General features: G+C 60.9%; 22 protein-coding genes and 1 other RNA gene. 18 read left to right on the plus strand and 5 right to left on the minus strand.

Annotated features, from left to right (window positions below; genetic code table 11):
* The first annotated feature begins 86 nt into the window (after window positions 1-86).
* The 5 genes from PMW70_RS05580 (at window position 87) to gatB (ending at window position 5,263) form a co-directional block, all read left to right on the plus strand.
* Entirely contained in the window at window positions 87-236 is a 150-nt protein-coding gene (locus PMW70_RS05580; protein ID WP_199580501.1) for a hypothetical protein, read from the plus strand.
* Window positions 237-519: 283 nt separating this feature from the next.
* Window positions 520-1,437, plus strand: coding sequence for a class C sortase (locus PMW70_RS05585; protein ID WP_271744115.1), 918 nt, complete (start codon window positions 520-522; stop codon window positions 1,435-1,437).
* Window positions 1,438-1,761: 324 nt separating this feature from the next.
* The gene (gene gatC, locus PMW70_RS05590) at window positions 1,762-2,073 is read left to right on the plus strand and encodes an Asp-tRNA(Asn)/Glu-tRNA(Gln) amidotransferase subunit GatC (protein ID WP_118094387.1); all 312 of its coding nucleotides are present in this window, start codon (window positions 1,762-1,764) and stop codon (window positions 2,071-2,073) included.
* The gene (gene gatA / locus PMW70_RS05595; RefSeq protein ID WP_271744116.1) at window positions 2,073-3,587 is read left to right on the plus strand and encodes an Asp-tRNA(Asn)/Glu-tRNA(Gln) amidotransferase subunit GatA; all 1,515 of its coding nucleotides are present in this window, start codon (window positions 2,073-2,075) and stop codon (window positions 3,585-3,587) included. The genes gatC and gatA overlap by 1 nt, the downstream gene beginning before the upstream one ends.
* Window positions 3,587-5,263 (plus strand): Asp-tRNA(Asn)/Glu-tRNA(Gln) amidotransferase subunit GatB, encoded by a 1,677-nt coding sequence (gatB, locus tag PMW70_RS05600; RefSeq protein ID WP_271744117.1) that lies wholly within the window; start codon window positions 3,587-3,589, stop codon window positions 5,261-5,263. Before gatA ends, gatB begins: the two co-directional genes overlap by 1 nt.
* Before the next feature lie 356 nt (window positions 5,264-5,619).
* Here gatB and PMW70_RS05605 read toward each other — a convergent pair whose 3' ends face one another.
* A complete protein-coding gene (locus PMW70_RS05605) occupies window positions 5,620-6,624 on the minus strand; it encodes a helix-turn-helix domain-containing protein (protein WP_271744118.1) in 1,005 nt (334 codons plus the stop codon).
* 114 nt (window positions 6,625-6,738) lie between these two features.
* Here PMW70_RS05605 and PMW70_RS05610 point away from each other — a divergent pair, with 114 nt between their 5' ends.
* From PMW70_RS05610 to PMW70_RS05630, 5 genes are all read left to right on the plus strand, one after another.
* Entirely contained in the window at window positions 6,739-8,565 is a 1,827-nt protein-coding gene (locus PMW70_RS05610) for an ABC transporter ATP-binding protein (protein ID WP_271744119.1), read from the plus strand.
* Complete coding sequence (locus PMW70_RS05615) at window positions 8,566-10,323, plus strand: ABC transporter ATP-binding protein (RefSeq protein WP_271744120.1); 1,758 nt, start codon at window positions 8,566-8,568, stop codon at window positions 10,321-10,323.
* A 195-nt stretch (window positions 10,324-10,518) separates the two neighbouring features.
* A complete protein-coding gene (locus tag PMW70_RS05620) occupies window positions 10,519-10,764 on the plus strand; it encodes a DUF6110 family protein (protein ID WP_055250999.1) in 246 nt (81 codons plus the stop codon).
* A gap of 78 nt (window positions 10,765-10,842) precedes the next feature.
* Window positions 10,843-12,858, plus strand: coding sequence for a heavy metal translocating P-type ATPase (locus PMW70_RS05625; protein WP_271744121.1), 2,016 nt, complete (start codon window positions 10,843-10,845; stop codon window positions 12,856-12,858).
* A 5-nt stretch (window positions 12,859-12,863) separates the two neighbouring features.
* Window positions 12,864-13,421 carry a type II toxin-antitoxin system VapC family toxin gene (locus PMW70_RS05630; RefSeq protein ID WP_271744122.1) on the plus strand — a complete coding sequence of 186 codons (558 nt, stop codon included), beginning with the start codon at window positions 12,864-12,866 and terminating at the stop codon, window positions 13,419-13,421.
* 58 nt (window positions 13,422-13,479) lie between these two features.
* Here PMW70_RS05630 and PMW70_RS05635 read toward each other — a convergent pair whose 3' ends face one another.
* Complete coding sequence (locus tag PMW70_RS05635) at window positions 13,480-13,914, minus strand: hypothetical protein (protein ID WP_089573175.1); 435 nt, start codon at window positions 13,912-13,914, stop codon at window positions 13,480-13,482.
* Window positions 13,915-14,153: 239 nt separating this feature from the next.
* Between PMW70_RS05635 and ssrA the strand changes: the two genes are divergently transcribed.
* The 8 genes from ssrA (at window position 14,154) to PMW70_RS05675 (ending at window position 23,538) form a co-directional block, all read left to right on the plus strand.
* Window positions 14,154-14,517: a transfer-messenger RNA gene (ssrA, locus tag PMW70_RS05640) on the plus strand.
* Window positions 14,518-15,145: 628 nt separating this feature from the next.
* The gene (locus PMW70_RS05645; RefSeq protein WP_271744123.1) at window positions 15,146-16,024 is read left to right on the plus strand and encodes a patatin-like phospholipase family protein; all 879 of its coding nucleotides are present in this window, start codon (window positions 15,146-15,148) and stop codon (window positions 16,022-16,024) included.
* A gap of 194 nt (window positions 16,025-16,218) precedes the next feature.
* Complete coding sequence (gene rplM, locus PMW70_RS05650) at window positions 16,219-16,662, plus strand: 50S ribosomal protein L13 (protein WP_022094635.1); 444 nt, start codon at window positions 16,219-16,221, stop codon at window positions 16,660-16,662.
* 2 nt (window positions 16,663-16,664) lie between these two features.
* Window positions 16,665-17,060, plus strand: coding sequence for a 30S ribosomal protein S9 (rpsI, locus tag PMW70_RS05655; protein WP_022094634.1), 396 nt, complete (start codon window positions 16,665-16,667; stop codon window positions 17,058-17,060).
* A 123-nt stretch (window positions 17,061-17,183) separates the two neighbouring features.
* The gene (glmM, locus tag PMW70_RS05660; RefSeq protein WP_055251011.1) at window positions 17,184-18,521 is read left to right on the plus strand and encodes a phosphoglucosamine mutase; all 1,338 of its coding nucleotides are present in this window, start codon (window positions 17,184-17,186) and stop codon (window positions 18,519-18,521) included.
* A 71-nt stretch (window positions 18,522-18,592) separates the two neighbouring features.
* Window positions 18,593-19,090, plus strand: coding sequence for a PTS sugar transporter subunit IIA (locus PMW70_RS05665; protein ID WP_271744124.1), 498 nt, complete (start codon window positions 18,593-18,595; stop codon window positions 19,088-19,090).
* A gap of 272 nt (window positions 19,091-19,362) precedes the next feature.
* Entirely contained in the window at window positions 19,363-20,091 is a 729-nt protein-coding gene (nagB, locus tag PMW70_RS05670; RefSeq protein WP_271744125.1) for a glucosamine-6-phosphate deaminase, read from the plus strand.
* 447 nt (window positions 20,092-20,538) lie between these two features.
* Window positions 20,539-23,538 (plus strand): AfsR/SARP family transcriptional regulator, encoded by a 3,000-nt coding sequence (locus PMW70_RS05675; RefSeq protein WP_271744126.1) that lies wholly within the window; start codon window positions 20,539-20,541, stop codon window positions 23,536-23,538.
* Between the two features lie 69 nt (window positions 23,539-23,607).
* Here PMW70_RS05675 and PMW70_RS05680 read toward each other — a convergent pair whose 3' ends face one another.
* The 3 genes from PMW70_RS05680 to PMW70_RS05690 form a co-directional block, all read right to left on the minus strand.
* On the minus strand, window positions 23,608-23,907 hold the full coding sequence (locus PMW70_RS05680) for a YhbY family RNA-binding protein (RefSeq protein ID WP_006234690.1): 300 nt from the start codon (window positions 23,905-23,907) through the stop codon (window positions 23,608-23,610).
* A 158-nt stretch (window positions 23,908-24,065) separates the two neighbouring features.
* Window positions 24,066-25,013, minus strand: coding sequence for a methyltransferase domain-containing protein (locus PMW70_RS05685; RefSeq protein ID WP_334203955.1), 948 nt, complete (start codon window positions 25,011-25,013; stop codon window positions 24,066-24,068).
* Window positions 25,014-25,273: 260 nt separating this feature from the next.
* Window positions 25,274-26,638 (minus strand): PFL family protein, encoded by a 1,365-nt coding sequence (locus PMW70_RS05690; protein WP_035136908.1) that lies wholly within the window; start codon window positions 26,636-26,638, stop codon window positions 25,274-25,276.
* Window positions 26,639-26,668 lie beyond the last annotated feature (30 nt).

Genomic DNA, 26,668 nt, shown 5'->3' on the forward strand with positions numbered 1-26,668 from the left:
AGCTGTTGGTGCATACACTCGCAGTAAAATGGCTTTGCGACGCATCCCGTGCGCGGGCGGCCGACGACTCGATCGGAGGTCCCCAAATGCTGAAATTCCTTAACGCGCTCGCCGCCCTCGCGGCGGTGGGCTCGTTCGTCATCGCGTTTCTTGACTCGTATGAAGTTCGGTTTAAGGTCCGTAGGCGCACGCGCGGTGCGGACGGTGGACGGCATTTGCGCCGCAAGCGCAAATAAGAATGCCCGGGGGTCGGATCCCGGGCATTTAACAAAAACTGAAAACTAGGCCGCCCGCGCTCCTAAGTACTTACGCGGGATGCGTCGTTTCCTATTGACATTGTATCCCGAATCGCTCCGCCGATCCGTGATATTTTGAAAACTCAAATGTGGGCTCATGCTCGCGCTGCGCAATGCCGCTGAGCTGCGTTGCCCGCAGCAGAAGCTCGCTAATCGGCTATTATTTGTTTAGACAACCTGAGCTGTAGAGGAGTGATCGGCGATGGTGCAGGGCGCCAAGCATATGAAGAGCAATAACGCCGCGGACAACGGCGGCTCAAGCCCTCAGCCCAAACCTCAACCAAAGCCCAAGCGCCGCCGCAAGCGACTGCCGCGCTGGGCCGATCGGCTCATCACCATCGTGATCATCCTTGTTGGCGTGGGCCTTATGACCTGGCCGTGGATCTTGGACCGGCTCGAGGCCTCGGGCGTGTTCAACCAGATCAGCACCGTGTCCAGCACTGTGGACGCGCTGTCTGCCGAGGAGCGCGAGCGCATTCTGCTCCAGGCTCGCTCCTTTAACGAGCAGCTGGCGGGTGAGGTCACCGAGCTTCCCGACGATCAGATTGAGCCCTACGCCCAGCAGCTCATCTTTGACCGCGACCCCATGATGAGCTGGATCGAAATCCCCTCCATCGACGTGAGCATGCCCATCTACCACGGCACGAGCGAGGAGGTCCTCATGGCGGGTGTCGGCCACCTGGAGGGCACGAGCCTGCCAGTGGGCGGCACCTCGACGCATTGCGTGCTCACCGCGCACTCGGGCATGCGCAATCTGAGCATGTTCGACGACATCCGCTTGCTAGAGCCCGGCGACCTGGTGCTGCTGCACACCATGAACAAGACGCTCGCCTACAAGATGGTGGACTCCGAGGTGGTGCTGCCCGAGGAGATGGAGTCACTGACCATCGAGCCCGGTGCCGACAAGGTGACGCTCGTTACCTGCACGCCCTACGGCGTGAACGACCATCGCCTGCTGGTGCATTGCGTGCGCACCAAGTACAACAAGAAGGACGTCGACAAGCAAAAGTCGCTGGCCGGCCGCCACTGGGGCAAGCGCGAGTTTGCCGTGCTCATCGTGGTCGTGGCCATTGTGCTGTTGCTGCTGGACATCGTGATCCACGCGGTCCGCAAGCGCCGCAAGGCCAAGGCCTCGGCATAAGACATTCTCCAGAACCACCACAATGGGGACAGGCACTTTTGTGGTGGCCGGGACTTCCAAACCGTCACAACATTCGATGAAAATCTCGATTTTGACGAAAAGTGTCGAATGTTGTGATGGTTATCGCTGTGGGCAGGACGGTTTTCGTTGTGGGCGAGACGGTTTTCGCTATGGACGGTGCGGTTTCGCTGCAGAACCGCCAGCCCGCAGCCTGCCAACCGCCGCCCTCGTTACGTTTTCGCTGCATTTGGGTAAAGCACCTGCTCCAAGCGGCGTTGCCCTGTATACTAGAGCGGTTTAACTGTTATGCGGAAGGGAGCGCCTATGGCACTCAGCGAGAAAGACGTGCGAGGCATCGCCGAGTACGCAAAGATCGCACTGACCGATGACGAGCTCACCCAGATGACGTCCTACATGAACGACGCCGTCCAGATGCTCGAGCCCGTCTTGCAATATGACTTGCCCGACGTGGAGCCCACGTTCCATCCCATCGGAAGCCTGTCCAACGTGATGGGCGATGACCTGCGCGAGCCCGAGCGCGACCTGCCGCTCGACATTGCGCTCGAAAACGCCGGCAGCGCGCGCGACCGCTACTTTCGCGTGCCGTCCATTTTGGGAGAGGGGGAGAGCGAGTAATGGCGCTAAGCTTCGATTCCCTTACCGCCGCCCAGATCGCCGCAGGCGTTGCCGCCGGCGACTTTACCGCTACCGAGGTGGCCCAGGCCTCCCTTGCCGCCATCGAGGCGCGCGAGGGCGGGGTCCAGGCATTCCTGCAGGTGGCGCCCGAGCTCGCGCTTGAGGCTGCCGCCAAAATCGACGCCCGCCGCGCCGCTGGTGAGGCTCTGCCCCCGCTCGCGGGCGTGCCGCTGGCCATCAAGGACAACATGAACCTCGTGGGCACGCGCACCACCTGCGCTTCCCGCATGCTCGAGAACTACCAGAGCGTCTACACCGCCACCTGCGTCCAGCGCATGCTCGACGCCGGCTGCCTGCCCATGGGCAAGGCCAACATGGACGAGTTTGCCTTTGGCAGCTCCACCGAGAGCTCGGCGTTCCACCGCACCAACAACCCCTGGGATACCGAACGCGTGCCCGGCGGCTCCTCGGGCGGCTCCGCTGCCGCCGTCGCCGCGGGCGAGGTCGCGCTCTCGCTGGGCTCGGACACCGGCGGCTCCATTCGCCAGCCGGCGTCGCTGTGCGGCGTGGTGGGCTTTAAGCCCACGTATGGCGCCGTGAGCCGTTACGGCGTGGTTGCCTTTGGCTCGTCGCTCGACCAGGTGGGTCCCTTTGGCCGCACGGTCGAGGATGTCGCGCTGGCCATGAACGCGCTTACCGGCGCGGGCCACGATCCGTACGACTGCACCAGCCAGGATTGCGCCGTCGACTTTACCGAGCATCTCAACGACAGCATCGAGGGCAAGCGCGTGGGCATCATCCCCGCGTTTATGGAGGCCGAGGGCCTGACGCCCGAGGTCAAGGCCGCTGTTCAGCGCGCCGCCCAGGAGCTGCAGAACCAGGGCGCCGAGCTGGTCGAGGTCGACCTGCCGCACCTGGATGCCGCCATCGCCGCCTACTACGTCATCGGCCCGGCCGAGGCGTTCTCCAACTTGGCACGCTTCGACGGCATTCGCTATGGCTACCAGGAGGAAGGCTGCGCCAACCTGTCCGACCAGAGCTCGCTTTCGCGCGCCCACGGCTTTGGTGCCGAGGCCAAGCGTCGCCAGATGCTCGGCGCCTACCTGCTCTCCTCGGGCGTGTACGACAAGTATTACTATGCTGCGCAAAAGGCCCGCACGCTCATCACGCAGGACTACGATGCCGCGTATGCCAAGGTGGACACCATCCTGATGCCCGCTTCGCCGCGCACGGCCTTTAAGTTTGGCGAGATCAGCGACCCCACGCAGATGTACCTCTCGGACCTGTACACCATCTCGCTCAACATTTGCGGCAACGGCGGTATATCGGTGCCGCTGGGCCTGGGCGAGGACAGCAAACTGCCCGTTTCTGCCCAGCTGGTGGGTCCTGCCTTTAAGGACCGTCGGCTGCTCACGTTTGCCCGCGCCCTGGAGCGCGGCTTTGCCGATGCTGCCACGGGTGCGCCCGCGCTTTCCGTCGCGCCCGATTTTGCCGGGAAGGGAGGCGAGCTGTAATGAAGGAGCTTTCCGAGGTCCTGCAGGATTGGGAGGCCGTGATCGGCCTGGAGATCCATACCGAGCTCACCGCACTCGATACCAAGATGTTCTGCAACTGCAAGCTCAGCCACGATGACGAGCCCAACGCCAACGTGTGCCCGGTGTGCCTGGGCCTGCCCGGCGCCCTGCCGGTGCCCAACAAGCGCGCCATCGAGAGCATCGTCAGGGCAGGTCTCGCCACCAACTGCGAGATCCAGCGCCACTCGATGTTCTACCGTAAGCACTACTTCTATCCCGATATGGCCAAGAACTTCCAGACCACGCAGGGTCCGGTTGCCTTTGCCATGTACGGTCACCTCGATCTGGACGTGACCGGCCGCGGTGCCGCCGAGCGCCCCGACTGCGCGTTTGGCGAGGCCGAGGCCCAGAGCCTGGCGAGCGCCTCGGCCAACGCCGAGGGCCTGTCCACGTCCATGACGTCGACCATGCGCGAGGGCAACCAGCGTGCCGGCCATCTGGCCAGCTACGACGCGTCCAACCTGCAGATGCCCGAGCGTCGCGAGGACGGTTCCTACACGGTGCCCATCCGCATCCTGCGCATCCACATGGAGGAGGATGCCGCCAAGATGGTGCACGTGGGCGGTGCCGAGGGCCGCATTACCGCCGCGGCCGAGTCGCTCGTCGACTACAACCGCTGCGGTACGCCGCTGATCGAGCTTGTCACCGAGCCCGACTTGCGTACGCCCGAGGAGGCGCGCCTGTTTATGGAGAAGCTCCGTCGCATCTTTGTGACGCTGGGTATTTCGGACTGCTCCATGGAGAAGGGTTCCATGCGCTGCGATGGCAACGTGTCGCTGCGCCGCCGCGGCGAGACCAAGCTGGGTACCAAGACCGAGCTCAAGAACCTCAACTCGTTTAAGAGCCTGCACGATGGCCTTGCCTACGAGATCTGCCGCCAGGCCGAGGTGCTCGAGGAGGGCGGCATCATCTACCAGGAGACCCGCCACTGGGAGCCCAGCCGCAAGCGCACCGTGGTCATGCGCGTGAAGGAGACGGCCGACGACTATCGCCTGTTCCCCGATCCCGACCTAGCGCCGTTCGATTTGGACGACGAGTTCATCGATCGCTGCCGCGGCGAGATCCCGGAGCTGCCCGATGCCAAGCGCACCCGCTTTGAGGCCGATTTTGGCATTAAGGCGGCCGATGCCGAGCAGATCGCCGGCGACCCGGAGTTTGCCGAGTTCTTTGAGGCCGCCGCTGCCGGTATGGCCGGCAAGGAGGCCCAGACGGTCGCAAACCTGCTGGTCAACGAGATGATCGCCTACCTTAAGGGCGCGGGTGTGTCGTTGACTGAGTCCGGCATCGCGCCGGCTCAGGTGGCGGCGCTTGCCAAGCTGCTCGCGACCGATGCCATCAGCTCCAACCAGGCGCACGAGGTCTTTGAGGCCATGGCCCAGACCGGCGACGACCCCAACAAGATTGTCGACGAGCGCGGCATGCGTCAGGTGAGCGATGCCGGCGCACTGCAGCCCATCGTAGACGAGGTGCTGACAAACTGTGCCGAGCAGGCGCAGCAGTATCGTGACGGCAACCAGAAGGTTATCGGCTTTTTGGTGGGCCAGTGCATGAAGGCGAGCCGCGGCAAGGGCAACCCGAAGCTCTTCAACGAGTTGCTGAGAACGTCGCTCTCGTAGCTGCGAGGCCGGGGAAGCCCCGAGTCGCCGGGGTATTTCCTCCAAATTTCAAACAGTCCTATGCAAGACGAAGGCCACATTTAGTGGCCTTCTTTGCATGCGGAACTCATTTGGAGCAAACACCCCGGCGACTCGGGGCTTCCCCGGCCAGACGACTCGGCCGTTCGGGTCAGGCGGGGCTGAATGGAATAGAGTGAATGGGCGCGCCGTTGGCGCGCCCATTGTTTTGGAGGGAACTCATTTTGAGCAAGCACCCGCCCTGCCGGGGCTCCCGGGTTCTGCAACGACTCGGCCGTTCGGGTCAGGCGGGCTGGATTGAATTTGGTGAATGAGGGCGCCGTTGGTGCCTTCATTCTTTATATATGTTGGGAGCGCCAAGCGGTGGGGGTGGTGCCGGTGTGTTGCTTGAAGGCTTGGGCGAAGGCGGCCTGCTGAGGGTAGCCTAGACGCTCTGCCACCTGCGCTATCGTCAGCGAGCTGTCGGCCAAAAGGTCCTGTGCTCGCTCCATACGGCGTCTGCGGATGTAGGCGCCCAGGGACTCGCCAGTTTGGGCCTTAAAGGTGGCGCATAGCTTGGAGCGGCTTGTGTAGAGCCTCTCGGCCACTTCGTTGACACCCACACGCCTGCCTTTGTCGAGCGCGCACTCAATCATCGCCGTCGCTTCCTCGGCAATGGTTATGCTGGCGCGTGTGTCTGCCGCCCGCCGCGCCTGCTTGTGGGCCGCGCGCGAACAGGCGAGCTCCGCGACCATGGTCTCCACGATGCCTTGCATATAGACGTGTCCGCCTACGGTGCGGGCGCGGTCCTCGTTAATCCGGCGCAGCGTGTGGCAGATGGCAGACGTCGCCTCCTCGTGCCACGACTCGGCAAACGCTTCAAAGACTCCTGCGAACTCAGTGGGATACCGATGCTCCAGCTCGTCAAAATACCCGGGCAAAAAGAGCACCGAGCGCGAGTGATAAAGCTGCCCTGCAAACAGCGGACTTAGCTCCTCGCCGCAGCTATCTTGGATAAAGCTGCACACCGCGCTGTTCGGCCACGGTCCATGCAGGGGTTTAAGGTTCGCAGGCGTTATGCCGGCTTCGGGCATGCACATGAGCGTGGGCGCGCTGACCTCGCTCACGCACGCGTACGGTTCGGGTGTGTATTCGGCCAGGTACATATCGTGCGTCGGGGTAATGTAATGCTCCATGACGATGCAGGCAGGGGAGAGGGGCATGATCCATGCGCGTCCGTGCGCCCGATCGTTTGCCACCTCGCCGGTAAAGACGGCGCCCTTGCCGGTAAGCTCCAGGCCAAACTGCTCAAACTGCGGTGCATAGAGCTCGGTTATGTCGGTCGCTGCCCGTCGTATTTGCAAAAGCGTCCCTTTCCTTTGCAGAAACGTCCACGCCTGGCTCGATTGTGAGCCATGGCTAACACATCAATGATAAGTTCATTACGGTTAACTCTCAAGCCGTTAGAAAGGAATCTCATGGCAAAGGGATCAAAAAAGGAAGGCGGCGGTATCGGCGAGCTGCTTGCATATGCCGGCGACCGTAAATCCCTAACATATTTGGGCATGGCCCTCTCGGCGCTCTCGCAGCTGCTGAGCTTTGGCCCGTACGTGTGCATTTGGCTTGTCGCGCGCGATCTGATCGCCGTGGCACCTAACTGGAGCGAAGCCTGCGGCATCGCGACGTATGGCTGGTGGGCCGTGGGGTTTGCGCTGGCAAGCATCGTGGTCTATTTCGTGGGGCTCATGTGCACGCACCTGTCTGCGTTTCGCTGCGCGTCCAATATTCGCAAGACTACGAGCGAGCACCTGCTTAAGCTGCCGCTTGGCTACTTTATCACACACGCCACCGGTGAGTTGCGCCGTATCGTAGACGGATGCGCCGCTTCCACCGAGACCCTGCTCGCGCACATGCTGCCCGATATCGCAGGCGCCGCCGCCATGGTCGTGGGCTTGCTCGTGCTGCTTTTCGCCCTCGATTGGCGCTTGGGCGCGGCATGCCTCATTTCGGTGGCCGTTTCGTTTTGCGCCATGGCCACCATGATGAGCGGCAAGGGCGCCGAGTTTATGAAGGCCTACATGGGCGCGCTGGTCAAGATGAACAAGACCGGCACCGAATACGTGCGCGGCATCCCCGTGGTCAAGGTGTTCCAGCAGACGGTCTACTCCTTTAAGGCGTTCCACGACGCGATCGCCGAATACGCCGACATGGCGCAAAACTATGCGGGCACGTTCTGCCGAGGCCCGCAGGTGCTCAACCTTACCGCGCTCAATGGTCTTGTGACATTCCTGTTGCCCGTGGCGTTGCTGTTGGCGCCGGGCGAGACGGACTTCGCGCATTTTATGGCCAACTTCACGTTTTACGCGATATTTTCGGCCGTGGTACCAACGGCCATGACCAAGCTCATGTTTGTGGGCGAGGCCTCTCAGATGAGTGCCGATTCGCTGGCTCGCATTCGAAGCGTCATGGATTCCAAGCAGCTCTCCGTGCCTGCCCAGCCCAAGCACCCCGCCGGCGGCGACGTGCGATTTGAGGACGTGAGCTTTACCTACGAGGGTGCCGAGGCACCTGCCGTCAACCATGTGAGCTTTAGCGTTTCTGCAGGTAGCACCCTCGCGTTGGTGGGTCCCTCTGGCGGCGGTAAGTCAACCTGTGCCAGTCTGATCCCGCGTTTTTGGGATGTTTCCGCAGGTCGTGTGCTCGTAGGCGGTGTAGACGTTCGCGACATGGATCCGCACGAGCTTATGGACCAGGTCGCCTTTGTGTTTCAGACCAACCAGCTGTTCCGCCAAACACTTGCCGATAACGTGCGCGCCTCCAAGCCTGGGGCCACTGACGACGAAGTGCGCGCGGCCCTCTCCGCGGCCCAGTGCGACGATATCGTGGCCAAGCTCCCGCAGGGCATCAATACCATGCTCGGCGCCGGCGGGGCGTACCTTTCGGGCGGCGAGGTCCAGCGTGTGGCGCTCGCCCGCGCAATCCTTAAGGACGCGCCAATCGTGGTGCTCGACGAGGCCACGGCGTTTGCCGACCCCGAGAACGAAGCGCTCATCCAGCGCGCCTTTAGCAAGCTGGCGGCGGGTCGCACGGTCATTATGATCGCGCATCGGCTTTCGACCGTGGTGGGGGCCGACAAGATCGTGGTGCTCAACCAAGGAGGCGTGCAGGAGGCTGGCACCCATGCCGAGCTACTGTCCCAAAACGGTCTATACGCCAAGATGTGGGCCGAATACGAACAGGCCGCGAGCTGGAAAATCACTGCGGCGACCGCGGATGCCGCCGTCACGAAGGGGGGCGAGGCCTAAATGTTCACCTCATTCCAAAAGAAGTATTTCCTATCCGATAAAGGTGTCGCCGGCGTAAAACGTGGCATTTTCTGGACCACACTCACTAATCTCATTACCATGGCCGGCATGGGTTTTTTATTCCTGGTTATGGCCGGCTTTGTCGAGCATCTCGCCAGCGGGGCTGACCTGCCGGATGCCCTGCCGATCGTGGGCGGCCTCCTGGTCTTTTTCGTGTTGCTCTTTGCCTCTAACTGGCAGCAGTATTACTACACCTACTGCATCTTTTACGAGGAGTGCGGCAAGCAGCGTATGGAGATCGCCGAGCGCTTGCGCAAACTGCCGCTGTCGTTTTTTGGTCGTCGTGATCTGGCCGATTTAACCGAGACCATCATGGGTGACGTCCAGGCCATGGAGCACGCTTACAGCCACGTGCTGGGAGAGCTTTGGGGTGCCATCATCGCAAGCGCCATTGTGTTCGTGGCGTCGCTGCTCTTTTGCTGGCAGCTGGCGATCGCGGCGTTTTGGAGCGTTCCCGTGGCCTTTGCCGTGCTGTATCTAACACGCGGGCCCATGACCCCGGTGTTCGATCTCGTGCGCGCCGAGAAGGTCAAGGTCACCGAGGCGATTCAAGAGACGCTCGACTGCGCGCGCGAGATCCGTGCCACCAACCAGGAGGCTCATTATCTTGAGGGGCTCAACGCCGTGATCGATGCCGAGGAGCGCGAGACCACCAAGGGCGAGCTCGCCAATGGGCTTTTGGTCAACTCCGCCTTTGCCATCCTGCGTCTGGGCATTGCCACCACGTTGGTCACGGGCGCCGCGATGGTCGCCTCCGGGCAGGTCGACTTTTTGGTGATGTTTGCCTTCCTGCTTATGGTGAGCCGTATCTATGCACCCTTTGACCAGGCGTTAATGTTAATGTCCGAGCTGTTTGCCGCCGAGTCGTCGGCCAAGCGCATGCGTTCCATCATGGAAGAGCCCGTGGCGCGGGGCAGCGAGCAGTTTGAGCCCGTAGGCCACGATGTGGTGTTCGATCACGTGGCATTTGGCTATGGTGCGGGCGAGGACGGCCGCGCCGGCGAGAAAGTTCTTACCGATGTGAGCTTTACCGCCAAGGAAGGCGAGGTTACGGCACTGGTCGGTCCTTCGGGCTCCGGTAAGTCCACGGTGAGCCGCCTGGCCGCGCGCTTTTGGGACGCCACCGAAGGCACGGTCACCGTGGGCGGCGTGGATGTTGCGAGCGTGGATCCCGAGGTGTTGCTGCGCGACTATGCCATTGTGTTTCAAGACGTGCTGCTCTTTGACGACACGGTGATGGGAAACATCCGCCTTGGCCGTCGCGATGCCACCGATGAGGAAGTGCTTGCCGCCGCGCGTGCCGCCAACTGCGACGAGTTTGTAAGCCGCATGCCGCAGGGCTACGACACCATGATCGGCGAGAACGGCTCCAAGCTGTCCGGCGGCGAGCGCCAGCGCATCTCCATCGCCCGTGCGCTGCTCAAAGATGCGCCGATCGTGCTGTTGGACGAGGCGACGGCGAGCTTGGATGTGGAGAACGAGACCGTGGTTCAGCAGGCGCTCTCCCGTCTGCTCGCAGGTAAGACGGTTATCGTTATTGCCCACCGTATGCGTACGGTGGAAAATGCCGACAAAATCGTTGTACTCAAGGATGGTGTGGTTGCCGAGCAGGGCACTCCGGCGCAGCTCAAGGCGGCAGGTGGAGAATTCGCCCGCATGGTGGCGCTGCAAAAGGAAGCAGCTACCTGGCAGTTGTAAGAAGGGGCAAAGGGACAGTCCCTTTGTCACATTGACAATCGGTTACTCCGCATCGTTAATTTTCAAAAGGTTAGCCATGGCTGACCTAGATAGTTAGATAAAATTGAGATATTTCAAAAGCGTGCTCGAGCAAACTTGTTTACTCGGGTGCTGAGGCACCATGCCGCGTCCAATGCGGCAAAAGGGAGAGACATCATGAAGAAGTCCACGTTCAACACCCTGCTTGTCGGTGGCGGTTTTCTGCTTGGCACGGCCGGCATCAAGCTGCTTACCAGCGCTCCGGTCAAGAATGCCTGCGTTCAGGGCATTGCGTGCGGCATGCGCATCAAGAACGGCTACCAGGACATGGTCGAGCAGGCCAAGGCTAATGTCGACGACATGGTTGCCGAGGCTGCTTACATCACCCAGAGCGAGGCCGCTGCTGACGAGGCAGCCGAGTAACGCTCCCAGGCACAAACTATGAGATTCTCGATTATTAGCGAGATCCCCGGCAGGACCCGTCTTCAATTGGCGGGTCCTGTGCCAGAGAGCGATCTCGATGCACTTCTTAAGCTTGGCGGCGACATCGACGGCGTGCACAAGGTGCGCGTCTACGGCCGCATCGGCCAGATGGCGCTCGAATACGACGAGTCGCGCCGCGATGCCGTGCTGGCCGCCGTCGGTGCGCTCGACGCTCAGGCCATTGCTGACGCAAAGACAGGCTACGTGATGCAGCTTGAGCCACGCAAGCACAAGCTCGTTATGGATCTTGCCACACTTATCGGTGCCCATTACGCACGTCGCTGGTTCTTGCCGACGCCTCTGCGTGCGGTGTTTGTCGTGGCCGGTTACATGGCATTTTTGCGCGCTGCCCTTCATGAGCTCGCGCAGCCGCGCCTGACCGTTCCCGTGCTCGACGCTTCGGCCATCGGCATTTCGTTCGTCAAGCGTGATGTCGACACCGCGGGCCAGACGATGTTCCTGCTCAACGTGGGCGAGCTGCTCGAGGACTACACCCGCGCCATGAGCGAAAACGAGCTCATCAACTCGCTGCTCGATGTGCCCGACAAGGCGCAAAAGGTCGTCGGCGACACCGAGGTAAGCGTTGCCGCCACCGAGCTCGAGCCCGGCGACTTGGTCGCCGTGCGCACCGGCATGTCCATCTGCATCGACGGTGTTGTCGAGCAGGGGAGCGCTATGGTCAACCAGGCGACCCTGACCGGCGAGCCGCTGGCCGTCGAGCGCAGCGTGGGCGACGACGTGTTCGCCGGTACCGTCGTGGAAGACGGCGGCATCTTGGTGCGCGTGCGCGCCAATACGGCGCAAACCAAACTGCGCTCAATCGTCTCACTCGTGCAGACGGCCGACTCACTCAAGTCCGAGGGCCAGTCGCATATGGAGGACCTTGCCAACAAGATCGTCCCGTGGAACTTCCTGCTCGCGGGCCTGGTTGCGCTTACCACCCGTAGCCTCATCAAGACCTCGGCGGCGCTGATGGTCGACTACTCGTGCGCACTCAAGCTTACGGGTTCCGTTGCCGTCATGACCGCTATGAGCGATGCTGCCAAGATGGGCGTCATGGTCAAGGGCGCGAAGTACTTTGAGTCGTTTGCCAAGGCCGACACCATTGTGTTTGATAAGACCGGCACGCTTACCGAGGCACAGCCGCGTCTTGCCTGCGTGCTCACCACCGATGGCTGGAGCGAGGACGAGGTCCTGCGCCTTTCCGCTTGCTTGGAGGAGCATTTTCCGCATCCGGTGGCGCGTGCCGTGGTCAACGCTGCCCGCGAGCGCGGGCTCGAGCACCGCGAGCGTCACGCTGCGGTCGAGTATATTGTGGCGCACGGCATCGCTTCGTCCATCGAAGGGCGTCGCGCGATTATCGGCTCGGCACACTTTGTGTTTGAGGACGAGAGCGCGCAGCTCGAGGCCGACATTAAGGAGCAAATCGAGTCCCAGATGCAGGGCCTGTCGCCGCTGTATCTGGCGGTCGATGGAAAGGTCGTCGGCGTGCTCGGTATCGAGGACCCGCTCAAGCCCGGGGTCCGCGAGGCCATCGCCGACCTGCATGCGCTGGGCGTCAAGCATGTCGTTATGCTCACGGGCGATTCGGAGCGCACGGCCGAGCGCATTGCGCGCGAGGCGGGTGTCGACGAGTTTAAGGCCGAACTGCTGCCCGAGGACAAGTACGCCTATGTGGAGCGCATTAAGAGCGAGGGGCGCCATGTTGCCATGGTGGGCGACGGCGTCAACGATTCGCCGGCGCTCGGTTTGGCCGACGTGGGCTTGGCGATGGGTGGCGGAAGCGACATTGCCAAGGAGGTCGCCGATATCATCCTGACCGATACGGATCTTGCCGCGATCGTGCGTTTGCGCCGCATGAGCCAGGGCCTCATTGACCGACTGACGAGCTCCTATTCTAAGGTGATGCTCACCAACTCAGCGCTCTTGGCACTGGGCATTACCGGCGCGATTACCCCGCAGGCGTCGTCACTGCTGCACAACGGCTCGACGATTGCCTACAGCCTGGGCAACGCAAAGGCGTACCTGCGTTAACAGACGTGTTCACCCACGTTATCTGGCCTGCGCCCAGACGGCATCGGTGTCGTCCGGGCGCAGGTCTTTTGCATTTGGATGCCAACGTATGGGTTGATTCGTTTTGCGTCGACCATGCCGAGTCGCTTGCCGCGCGTGCGTTTATTGGGCAGGCGACGGAGGCGGGGGCATTGCTGTTCTTTCCGGTGCACATCGCCAAGGACGTACTGTATGTTGTACAGCACGAACTGAAGCGCAGCGTTCTTGCCAGCGGGGGAGCGCTCGGCGAGGCTTCTGCCCGCGCGATTGGCGATGCGGCGCTGGCGTTTGTTCGGAACATGACCGAAAACGCCACGGCCGTGGGTGCAGATGCGTCGGACCTTTGGCTGGCCGACAAATACTTAGCGCTCCATCGCGATTACGAGGACAACTTGGTACTCGCCGCATGCAAACGCGCCCAGGTCGATTACTTGGTGACCAACGATCGAAAACTGCTCGAACATGCCGATCTTGCAGCAAAGACACCTCGTCAAATGATGCCGATTCTTGCCTTGGCCGAATGCGGCGGCGCGGCAATCGGTTGACGCGAACTGTTTGCGGGCCTCTTGGACGACGATGCGCCAAGGGGCCCGCGTCTGCTATTTACAAAAGCTCGGCCTTGATGGCGGGACTTTCTGCGAGCTGCTCGGCTGCCTTTTCGTCGGAGCTGTCGAGTGCTGCCAGACTGCGGTAGACCCACTCGTTGACCTGGGTGTTCTTGACGCCTGCGGTCTGCATAAGGGTGCCTACCTCGCGGATTGCTGCGAACAGATCGGCCTTGGGACCCGCGAGCTCGACCTCGATACCGTGGTAGGCGGCCACGCCGCGGTTCTCACTCACGTGGTCGATAAAGCCCTCGACGGTCTCAAGCTGCTGGGCGAGAGCTGCATCATCGTCAACGTCCAGCGCGACGAGTGCGTTCGATACCGTGAGGGCGGGATGTCCGCAGGGGACAAAGCCCTCGATGACATCCATAGCTTCGGTAATGGTTGAGCCCAGGCCTGCGAGGGCATCGACGAGTTGCTGCTTGGTATCCATAACGGTCCTTTCGACGGGTCAATTTTGCTTGGCGAAAATATACGTGACGCGATCGGTAACAAAAGTGCGAAGTGCGGCGCACATTGGGGTCTTCACAGCTCGTGCATAGAACAGCTGTCCGCTTTCAGAACGTGGTAAGATAACACTCCACAAGCGGGGCTCGCCCCGTATGTTCCTTGAAAAGTCGACGGTTATCGGGTGTTTGCAGGCCCGATACCATCCAGACTTTCCCGACATTCGGGGGCGACTGGTTTCGACACGATAGCTCTGAGAGAGGAAGCAAGCCGAGGTCTCCTCGCCTCGTTAAACAGGGGTACCGTCAAATTGAATTGACAACAACTCTTCTTTTGAGCCTATGGCTCTCGCTGCTTAATTTATAGCGGCGCGTCAACCCGGTGATTTCCCCGACACCGGCGCGACGTCATCTTAGGGGAATGCTCCTGCGCACGTAATCGGTATGGCGCGGGCTAAGACCGAACCGGTTAGGACGTCGCGAGCGTGTCGCTGCGCGCAAGGCGTCCGAGACTAAACCAGCGACTGAGCTTGGAGATGCCAATCAGGGGGCTTTCGTGGACCGGAGTTCGATTCTCCGCGCCTCCACCATAAGTAACAGGCAGGTAGAGAAGTGTCTCTACCTGCCTTTTTATTACTTGCAGATACCGCGGAGAATCGAACTCTGTGCAGGGCGCGGGCGTTAGGAAAACGCGTAAGCGTTTTTAGCCCGCGGGCGAGGGCGCCGGCAGGCGGCCGAAGCCGGTGCGAATTTGCGAAGCAAATACGCGGATTCTCCGCGCAAAGCTTCAACCCAAAACGGATGTGCTGCCGATGGTATTTCCGCTGGCCATGCCCCGCACCGACGGATCCCCCCCAAACCGCGGAGAATCGAACTCTGTGCAGGGCGCGGGCGTAAAGAAAACGCCTCAGTGACGCAGGGTGGGACGCGCTTTCCCAATGGCAGCCCAGGCGGAAAGTCCATCCCGGAATCCGCGCTCAGACTGGGATGTAGTTTCCGGATGACACATCAAGCGGAAACTACATCCCGGAATCTAAGCTCGGAATGGGATTCATTTTCCGGATGGCGGGCTCAGCGGAAACTGCGACCCGGAATTTGCTCTGAGACCGGGACGCGCTTTCCCGCCGACCGTCCCGCCCTTCTCAACTGCAAAACCCATGTGCCCTCCATTCCAAAACTGGGTAGAAGAAGGCCAAAACGCAATCGCAGGAGGTTAATATGACTGCAGAAGATAAGGCAAAGAACGCCGGCAAGGTCGCGCTCGTCTTGGAGGGTGGCAGTTTTCGTGGGCAGTTTACCGCCGGCGTGCTCGACGTTCTCATGGAGGCCGGTGTCGAAATTCCGGCGGTGTACGGCGTTTCGGCCGGTGCGCTCAACGGCGTCAACTACAAGTCGCACCAGATCGGTCGCGTCAATCGCATCAACCTGACCTTCTGCAATGACAACCGCTACATGGGTGCCGCATCCTTCGCATCCACGGGCTCCATCGTGGGTTACGACTTTATCTTCAACGATATCCAGGACCGCCTGGATCCCTTTGATAACGAGACGTTCGACGCCAGCCCTATCGAGATGTGCGCCGTCGCGACGGACATGCTGTTTGGAACCGCTGCCTACCTGCCGGTCAAAAGCGCCGTGCTCGACCTCGATGCCGTGCGTGCCTCGACGTCGCTGCCGCTGGTGACGCCGCCGGTCGAGATCGACGGGCACAAATACGTCGACGGCGGCGTAGCCGATTCGGTCCCCATCGAGCACGTGCTGGAGGAGGCGGGCTTCGATCGCGCAGTTGTCATTGTCACGCAGGACCGCTCGTACGAGAAAAAGCCCTACGAGTTTATGCCTGCCGCGCGCGCCCGCTATGTCGACTACCCCTATCTGCTCGAGGCTATCGAGACGCGCCACGACCGCTATAACCTCCAGCGCATGCACCTGTGGAAGTATGAGCGCGAGGGCCGCGCGCTGGTCATTGCTCCGCAAAAGCCGGTCGAGGTCGGCCATGTCGAGCACGATCCGGCAAAGCTTTTGGACCTGTATATCCAGGGCCGTCAGGAGGCAAAGCGCCTGCTCGCGGAAATCCAAGAGTTCGTTGAGCGCTAGCGACGGCGAACCCTCAAAAAATGACAACAGCTAAAGAGTTGGAAAAATCACGGCTCGTGGATGACATGTGCAGAAACTCTGGTCGGAGCCAAAATACCTGTTGACTCGTACGGCGAGCGGGGTAATATGGACGGGTTACTTGCAGAGCCCCGTGAATCTCTGTAACAACACGTACTGTACATGGAGGAGTCTAAGTGATTTCGAAATCGACTCACTACGCCAAGCAGGGCGAGGTCCAGCGCAACTGGGTCCTCGTCGACGCCGATGGTGCTGTCCTGGGCCGTCTTGCCACCCAGATCGCAATGATCCTGCGCGGTAAGAACAAGCCCCAGTTCACGCCCAACAGCGACTGCGGCGACTTCGTTGTCGTCATCAACGCCGATAAGGTCCAGCTTACCGGTAACAAGGCCGACACGAAGACCTATTATCGCCACAGCGGCTACAACGGCGGCCTCAAGGCTGAGAGCTTCCGCCAGGCTATGGAGAAGCACCCGGAGAAGGTCATCGAGCGCGCCGTTCGCGGTATGCTGCCCAAGACCACCCTCGGCCGTGCCCAGATGACCAAGCTTAAGGTCTACGCTGGTGCCGAGCATCCGCATGCTGCCCAGAACCCCACGAAGATTGAGCTGGAGGCTTAAAGATGGCTGAGAACACCGTTGTCTACCAGGGTACCGGCCGTCGTAAGAACGCCGTCGCCCGCGTCCGTCTCGTCCCCGGCACCGGCAAGGTGACCATCAACAAGCGTGACGCCGAGCAGTATTTCGGCCGTCATCAGCTCGTTGAGAACGCCCTTGCTCCCTTCAAGGTGACCGACACCGCCGGTCAGTTCGACGTTATCGCTCTGTGCGATGGCGGCGGCATCTCCGGTCAGTCCGGCGCTCTGCGTCTGGGCATCGCTCGCGCTCTTCTGAACGCTGGCGACTACCGTGCTGACCTCAAGAAGGCCGGTTTCCTTACGCGCGATGCTCGCGTGGTCGAGCGCAAGAAGTACGGCCTCAAGAAGGCCCGCCGCGCTCCCCAGTTCTCCAAGCGCTAAGGTTTTATCTCCTTTCGAGATACAATGTACAAGCGGGGCCTGCCGATTCCTCGGCGGGTCCCGCTTTTCTTTTTCGACTAGGGTGGGCGGTTGCATATCGCCTGCTAGGGAAGGAGCGATCCTATGCCCCAGAACATCTTCGGTACCGACGGCGTCCGTGGCGTCGCCAATGCCGACCTCTCGTGCGACCTTGCGTTTCGCCTGGGCCGCGCGGCGACCAAGTTTCTTGGTCCGGATATCTGCGTCGGCCGCGACACGCGTCTTTCGGGCACCATGCTCGAGAGCGCTCTGACCGCCGGCATCATGGCCGAGGGCGGCCGTCCGCACTGCTGCGGCGTCATCCCCACGCCTGCCGTGGCGCTGCTCACCGTCCAGAACGAGCTCGACGGCGGCATCGTCATCTCTGCTTCGCACAATCCGCCGGAGTTCAACGGCATCAAGTTCTTTAGCCGCAAGGGCATGAAGCTTCCCGACGCGGTTGAGGAAGAGATCAGCGCCTGGGTCATGTCCGAGGAGGCCATGGCTGCCGACACGTTGCCGACCGGCGCCGGCGTGGGCCACATTATCAAGATGAAGGACGCTCGCAAGGCATATGTCGATCATGCCATCGATACGCTCGACGGCCTGAGGCTCGATGGCCTAGTCGTTGCCGTCGACTGCGGCCACGGCGCTTCTTGCCAGACTACGCCCGCCGCGCTGCAGCGCCTGGGCGCCACGGTGCACGCTATCAACACCGATTACTGCGGCACTGACATTAACGTTGAGTGCGGCTCCACTCACCTTGAGCCCCTGCGCGAGCTCGTGCTGCGCACCCACGCCGATATCGGCCTGGCCCACGACGGCGACGCCGATCGCGTGCTGTTCGTGGACAGCGAGGGCAATGAGATCGACGGTGACTACATCCTGGCTATCTGCGGTTCTGACCTTGCCGCCCGCGGCAAGCTCGCCAACTCCGAGATCGTCTCGACCGTCATGTGCAACTTGGGCTTCTCCATCGCTATGAAGGAGCAGGGCTTCGAGATGGTTCAGACCGCCGTGGGCGACCGCTACGTTCTGGAGCGTATGCTCGCGGATGGCGCCGTCATCGGCGGCGAGCAGTCCGGCCACATCATCTTCCTGGAGCACAACACCACCGGTGACGGCCTGGTGACGGCTCTGCAGCTGCTGGCCGTGCTCAAGCGCACCGGTCGTACCCTCACCGATCTTGCCGGCATCATGAAGAAGTACCCGCAGGTACTCGTCAACGTGCATTCCGACAACAAGGCTGGTCTGGACGATTGCCAGCCCATCTGGGATGCCGTCGCTGCTGCCGAGAAGGAACTTGACGGCCGCGGTCGCATTCTGGTGCGTCCGAGCGGTACCGAGCCGCTGGTCCGCGTTATGGCCGAGGCCGAGACGCACGAGCTGACCCAGCGCGTTGTCGACGACATCGTCGAGGTTGTCAAGCGCGAACTTCCCTAATGGTCAAAAACGAGTGCCAAGTGGTAAACTGTTAAGGCTATTTTGGTCGATTGGTATGTCCGAGGGGGAGCATGTTCACTAAAGTCCTAAGGTCTTTTGGTATGCGTGGTCGAGTCCTTACGCTGGATGCTCCCATCTCGGGCGACGTCATTCCGCTTTCCGAGGTAAACGACCAGATATTTGCCACCGGCCTTTTGGGCCAGGGCGTGGCGATTCAGCCTACCGGCACGCGCGTGATTGCACCGGCTGATGCCAAGGTCGAGGCCATTTTTCCCACGGGACACGCTGTTGCGCTTAACACGGTCGATGGCTTGGACGTGCTCATCCACGTTGGTTTGGACACTGTTCAGCTTGAGGGCAAGCACTTTACCGTACATGCGCAAGTGGGTGACATCGTCCATAAGGGCGATGTACTCATTGAGTTCGATCGCGAGGCAATTGCTGCCGAGGGCTATGATGTGACGGTTCCCATCTTGGTGTGCAACTCCGTTGAGTTCTCGAGTATCAAGGGCTCCGTTGGCGTGCATGTCGAAGAGATGGACCAGCTCATCGTTGCTCGCGAGCGCTAGCAAGTGCACGTGGCCATTAGCCTACAATTCAAACACGTTTATGGAGGGCGCCCTTGAAAGAGGGCGCCCTCCGTGGCAAGATGGGATTTGTCCGAAGCTAAACGGCTTTGGGTCACCGTGGACGGGCAGGGGCCTCGACGCGGCTAGACACGAGACACATACATTACGCGACCTCGCCCTGGTGGCCGCACACGTTGGTTGCGGCCGACGCGGGCCGCGGGCAAGTGCTTGTAAGGGGAGCCTTGCCTCTCTTGTACGAGAAAGGACGCGTAATGAAGATCATTAAAGCTAAAGACTACGAGGATATGAGCCGCAAGGCCGCCAATATCATCTCGGCGCAGGTTATCCTCAAGCCCGATTGCGTGCTGGGTCTTGCCACCGGCTCCACCCCGATCGGTGCCTACAAGCAGCTCGTTGCTTGGTACGAGAAGGGCGACGTCGACTTTGCCGAGGTCAGCACCTACAACCTGGACGAGTATCGCGGCCTTTCGCACGACGATCCCCAGAGCTATCACTACTTCATGCGTGAGAACTTCTTCGATCACATCAACATCGACCTGAACAACACGCATGTGCCCGACGGTTCCAACCCCGACGCCGCCGCTGCCTGCTCTGAGTACGACAAGATCGTCGCCGCCGCCGGTTACCCGGATCTGCAGCTGCTCGGCATTGGCAACAACGGCCACATCGGTTTCAACGAGCCCGATGACCACTTCTCCAAGGGCACGCACTGCGTCGACCTCACCGAGAGCACCATTCAGGCCAACAGCCGCCTGTTCGACAGCATCGACGATGTTCCCCGTCAGGCCTACACCATGGGTACCCAGACCATCATGTATGCCCGCATGATCCTAGTCGTCGCCAACGGCGAGGCCAAGGCTCAGGCCGTGCATGACATGTGCTATGGTCCGGTTACGCCCGCGTGCCCGGCTTCGATCCTGCAGCTGCACACCAACTGCGTTGTCGTTGCCGACGAGGCCGCCCTTTCGCTCTGCGAGTAGCGCGAATCCTGCATCTCGACATAGCCTTGCCTAAGGCCTCCGCTTTGCGGGGGCCTTTTTGTTATCCCTTTCCGCCCGCTTGACCAAAATCTTGCCGCAAGCTTGGCGAATGCCGGATGTCAAACAGTTTGATTCATTCCATACCAGATTCTATGCAAAAATGCCACTAAAAGGTCGTAGACGGTAGCGGGTGCTAGGCGAGTTGAATGACATGGCTGAACCTTGTTCATTTGCGTTACACTGCCGCTTAGATGGGACAAGCTGACAAGCCATTTACCTGCTTAAAGACCGATTAGTCGGGGGATTAATAACAATCGGCCCTCGCTGTACAAAAACTTGCCGCTTGCGTACCAAAAGACAACCTAAAACACAAGGTCGCTCTATTCATAGCGCGGCTTGTATGGTCTTGCGGTTACGGTGTCCATACGGTCGAGTTGAGGAGCGGGCATGGTAAACGATTTGGGCAGTATGGACGACCTCGAGCTGATGCCGCTGGGCGGAGGCTATATGGTGCGACGCGAACGCTTGATGAATGAGCTTATCGCCAAGGGCCGAAAGGCCGGCATCGTGGTTCTTTATGCGCCCGACGGGTTTGGGAAGACCTCGGTGCTGCTGCAGTACACCCATGAGGTTAAATGCGACCCGACGCGAGGCCCCGTGCGGATTATCGAGGCCGATCGCGCCACTGGGCGCGAGGTGTTTATGCAGCTCGAGGTGGTTACCGAAGAACTCAAAGACAAACCGCACTCCCTTATCGCGATTGATAATGTGCCAAACCTCGATCAGCACGATACCGAAGACCTCATCGACAGGATTCGCGGCCTGCGCGCTATGGGGGTGGGGGTCTTTATCTCCTGCCGTCCTTCAAATCGTCAACTGATTCATGGGCTGGGCGATTCGGTTAAGATCAATGCGCAGATGCTCAAGGTGCATGCCTATGAGTATTCGGCGTGGGCATCGGCGTTTTCGATCAGCACATCGCTCGACTTTTATCAGCTCACGCAGGGCGTGCCCGAGCTCGTTTCGGCATTGCAGACGGGTCTGTATGGCCAAGGCGACGTAGCCGGTCTGCTCGAAAACGAGATTGTCAACGTATATGGCGCGGCACTTGTCGACTTGGCTTCGCTCGACAATAATGCACTGTTTTGCGTGGCATGTCTCATGATTTTGATGGGCGAGGGCAATATCGCAGAACTCGAGGCTTGCGGGGTGAGGCTATCGATGGTCGACCAGTCCTACTTCGTACGCGACTACCCGATCTTTGGCTTGGACCCCGCCGAGCGGAGTTTTACGTGTCTGGGCACGGAGGATAACGGACGCTTGCGCTTGCGTAAGTTGGTGGCCGAGGTTCGCCCCGAACTTGTTCCGAGGGCGGCCCGGATTTTGCTTAAGGCGGGCCGATGCGATACGGCGATGGACCTGGCGGACGCCTTTTTGGACCGTGAAGCGGTCCTTGAACTTGCTGGGCAGTATGGGGCCGATCTGGCTCTGACGGGGCACGGGGCCGATATCTGCCGAGCAGCGCTGGGCACGATCGATGCGGACGATCCGGCTCCAGAGCCAACGCCTGCCGAGGCGCTCGGCGTATATCTGGCAGCGGTCAGCGTGTCCAATACAAAGCTCGCTCGCTATATGGCATCGGTCATCGAGCGCGGGGGCGAACGGGCGGTCTGCGAAATAGACCCTGTTTCATGGAGGGTGGCCCAGACACTGACGGCTGTTTGCTATGGGGACAACGGGCTTGGGCTCCCTATGAACCTGGCCGTGCCAGAAATAGAGACGTCCCACACCGCGCTCGACATGCTGTCCGCGCATATCGAGGTCAAGCGATGCCTGACCGAACGGGGAGATGACGGCGGCGTTCTACAGCAGCTCAAAACGAGCAAGGCCTATGACTGCGAGCTCGACATCGCGGGGATTGTTATACGGGCCGATAGCATGCTGGTGGAGCTCTTTGACGGGTCGTTTGCGGGAATCGACGAGCGCGACGACGAGATGACGGTGGTGCGGGAGGCGCTCGACGTACGTGGGCTTAAGGCGATGGCTATCTGGGTGCGCATGGTGTTGGCGGCACGGCGGCTCCTTTCCGGCCTGCCGGTAACCGACGACGCGGCGTTCAACGAGCTCGATCGTTTTGCCGTGCGCATGCGCGACAACCAGATTCAGCTGTTTGGCCTGTTGCTAGAAGGCTGGCAGTCGCTGGCAGAGGGACGGCCGGTTAATGCAAAGTTCCGTGCGGTCCAAGTGCTCAAACTTGCCGAAGAGTCGATTGCGTACATGCGCGATAACGCATTGCTGCTGGAGCGCGCGGCGTATCTGCGTAACACCTCGATGGTTTCGGTACGTGAGGAAGCGGAGTTGCTCGATATAAGCCAGACGCAGGTTGGTGGAGCGGAGGCCTGGATGGTGGCGCTGCATTTGGCCTGTGCGGGCCGAGACAGCGATCTTGCGGCCTGGATGTCCATGAATCGTGCGGGGATTCTGGAGCCATCGTATCGGCTCTTTGCGCGCCTTGCCATGCATTGTCTGGGCGAGCCGGCGACCAGGATTCGCAAGAAGCTTCCCGTGCGCGAGCTGTCGCGGTACTCGCTGCGCGACGATTTGGAAGGGGAGGGCGAGCGCCTGTTCCAGGCCGGCGAGGTTGAAGCCGTTGATACCATTGACCATATCGAGATTCGCATGTTTGGTGCGTTTCGCGCCGAGCGCGACGGGTTTCCCATCACGGACAAAATGTGGCGCCGCAAGAAGGCGGCGACACTTGCCGAGCGGCTTGCGCTGGGCATGGATGCGCTCGTCGATCGTGAGACGCTGGCCATGGAGTTGTGGCCCCATGCCGAGTTCAATAGCGCCCGCAACAACCTGTACTCGACGATATCGCGCTTGCGGTCGGCTTTGGGACCGACGCCGGATGGCAAGTCGTGTGTGCTCATCCAAAATGAATGCATCGGACTCAACGGCGACTACGTCAAGACCGATGTACGGCTGTTTGACCAGATAAGCCGCGAGGTTTTGGGAAATCGCACGGGTGCGCGCGGGCCCCATTTAGTTGAGCTGTGCCTTAAGATTGAGCAGCTTTATGCCGGACCGCTGTATGTTCCCAATGGCTGTAACCCCACCTACTTTTTGCGTATGCGACGCATTATGCAGTCAAAGTACATCGATTGCATGATTAAGGGAGCAAATGCCGCTCTAGAAGAAAACGATTTGCAGTCGGCGATTTGGCTGGCGGAGTCGGGGCTTCGACAGGAAACGGCGCGTGAGGATATGGTGCGCTGCGCCATGCGCGTCTACAGTGCGGCGGGGCGGCGGCGCGATATCGTCGAGCTATACAGCGGGCATATGCACCATCTAAGGGAACAGGTCAATGGCGTACCCGAGCCCGAGACGCGGCATCTATACGAGCGCTTGGTGGAGGGGCGGCTCAATCGCGTGCTGGTCGAGCGATAAAAAACGGGCGCCCGAAGTACTTGGGCACCCGTAAGCTTGCTATGTGTTGGCTCGCCGGATCATTGGCTCTTAGACGAGCTTGATCTTCTCGATGTCCTTGCGCGAGGACTCGCGATACAGCGAGAACTTGCGGCCGATGACCTGGACGACCTCGGCGTGGCAACGCTCAGCGAGCTCTTCGGCGGCCTCGCGGGCGGAAAGACTGGAGCCATCGAGCACGGAGCACTTAACGAGCTCGTGCTTCTCCAGGTAGGCGACCGTCTGCTCGACGGTGCCCTCGTTGACATCGGACTTGCCGATGATGATGGCGGGGTTGAGGTGATGGGCCATGCTGCGAAGCTGCTTGACCTGGGCTCCTGTCAGTGCCATGGGTTCTCGCTTTCTATGTATGGGGCGCCCCGCGACGGGGCCTTAATCTACGTGAGCTGTCCCACGATAGCGCAGGAACGGCGCGGTGTGGAGCGTGTTTGCCCAGTTCAAAAAGAATGCGGATGCCGAGGTGATGGGCAGCGCAGGCTGTGAACGGGCTACGAGCGGGATTCAGAGACCGGTTCCCATGCAATAAACGCCCAGCGAACCTTACGGACATGGTCGAGCATATAGCGCCCCTGCGACACGCCCTTGGAGCCCGGCTCACCGGCATGGGGATTCTCGATCATGTGTTGGGCGATGTAGTCGCGCAGACGGTCGACCTTATCCTCGTTGCCATGCTCAAGCATGCGGGAAAAGTCCGCCACGCCTGCCTCAAGGCTGTCGAAGGTATCGCGACGCGGCGATTCAAAGTACGTGACCTGCGGCAGGGCACCCATCTGAATGAGGATGTTGAAGGCGTACACAAAGCCATTGCTGCAGGTAACCGAGGCGCCGATAGCGTTCATCAAGTGCAGATCATAGCGCGGGCTGGAGTTGGCGACCATCGTGACTGCACAACGCCGACGAGCCGTACGGTCGAGCTTGGCAAGCGCGCCTTTTAGGTTGGTCGTGGTGACAGAGCGACTGGCAAAGGCAACATCAACAGCCTTGGCAACCGGCCCAACCAGATCCCAATCATCGTCCCAGGCAAGCTCAAGCGGCGTAATGCGATCCTCGAGCCCATAGTACTCAATGCCAGCATCAAGCGTGCCCAACATGGCAGGGGAAAAGTCAGCAGCAATCACAGGATGCCCAGCCTGAGCAAGCGGAATAGCAATCGACCCAGCCCCGCACCCCATATCGAGTACCGACTCGCCGGGCTCAAGCGCCAGCAGCTTTATAAAATCCCGAGCATAAGGGGCAGTCTCCAACGGCCGAAAATGCCGAGCCCTTTTATCCCACTCAAAAGAATCGTCAGCCCGCCGCCGATCAGCTTGCAGACGCATCCACTCCAGATTCCAATCTGTGGAAAGCAGCTCAGAACGATTCTCCCCATCAGCCACGGGCCAACCTCCTAGCAACAAAAAAGCGACTCCTCCCAAAAGAAGAGCCGCAACCAGCATATATCAGAAAGAACCGATCCAACGCCAAACCGTCATACCAGCAAAGTGGAGCAGAAGCGAAGCGACTGCAACCGGGATAGAACCCAACCGAGGTCCCGTTGTGCGGGAGCCCCGGGGAGGGCAAATATATAAGGTCGATCGCGAGTTCCGCACGAGCCGGAGAGCACTTAATGTGCTCTCCGTGCGAGTCAGGACTGTCCGAGCAGGCGACCTTATATGTCTGCCGCCCGGCGGCGGGGCTCCTCGCCAGTCCCCCTCAGCTAGTTCTTGAGCGAGTTCAGCGGCGCCGGGAAGCGTCCACCGCGGTGGGCAAGCACGGTGCCGGCGTTGGGGTTCACCGGCATGATAGGCGCACGGCCAAATAGGCCGCCGTACTCGACGCAGTCGCCCACGCCCTTGCCAATGGCGGGAATCACGCGGACGGCCGTGGTCTTGTTGTTGATGACGCCGATGGCCATCTCGTCGGCGATAATGCCGGCGATGGTCTCGACCGGGGTGTCGCCGGGGATGGCGATCATGTCCAGGCCAACGGAGCACACGCAGGTCATGGCCTCGAGCTTCTCGAGCGAAAGCGCGCCGGCCTCGACGGCGGCGATCATGCCGGCGTCCTCGGACACGGGGATAAAAGCACCCGAGAGACCGCCCACGCTGGAGCTAGCCATGACGCCGCCCTTCTTGACGGCATCGTTGAGCATGGCGAGCGCGCAGGTCGTGCCGGGACCACCGCAGGTGCCCACGCCGATGATCTCGAGGATGCGAGCGACGGAGTCGCCGATGGCGGGCGTGGGAGCCAGCGACAGGTCGACAATGCCCTTCTCGACACCCAGGCGATGGGCGGCCTCGCGGCTCATGAGCTCGCCGGCACGGGTGATCTTAAAGGCGGTCTGCTTAATCTTCTCGGCGACTTCCATCATCGATGCAGAGTCGGGCAGCGTCTCCAGGGCTGCGGCCATAACGCCGGGGCCCGAGACGCCTACGTTGATGACGGCGTCGGCCTCGCCACCGCCGTGGACGGCGCCCGCCATAAACGGGGAGTCCTCGACCATGTTAGCAAAGCAGACAAACTTGGAAGCGCCGACGGAATCCTGGTCGGCCGTGAGTTTAGCGGCATCGATGATGGTCTGGGCGGCCATAAGCACGGCGTCCATGTTGATGCCGGCACGCAGGCTGGCGACGTTGACGCTGGAGCAGACACGGCTCGTGGTGGCGAGCGCCTGGGGGATGGACTGGATGACGCGGCGGTCGGCGTCGCCGATGCCCTTCTGGACGAGTGCGGAGAAGCCGCCCAGGTAATCGATGCCGAGCGTCTCGGCCGCGCGGTCGAGGGCATGCGCGATGGGGGTGAGGTCCTCATCCTTGCAGCACGCGGCGATCTGCGCCACCGGGGTGACGGAAACGCGCTTGTTGACAATGGGGATACCGTACTCGCGCTCGAGGTTCTCGGCGGTCTCGACCAGATGCTCAGCCGTGTGCGTCACATGGTCGTAGATCTTCGTGCACATGCGGTCGAGGTTCTCGTCACCGCAACCCATGAGCGAAACACCCATGGTGATGGTCCTGATGTCGAGGTTCTGTTCCTCAACCATGCCGCGGGTTTCCGCGATTTCTGCGGGCGTGATCGCCATCCTTGCGCTCCTATCTGCCAAAACGAGCAT

Source organism: Collinsella aerofaciens, assembly GCF_028209625.1.
Lineage (GTDB): Bacteria > Actinomycetota > Coriobacteriia > Coriobacteriales > Coriobacteriaceae > Collinsella > Collinsella aerofaciens_AM.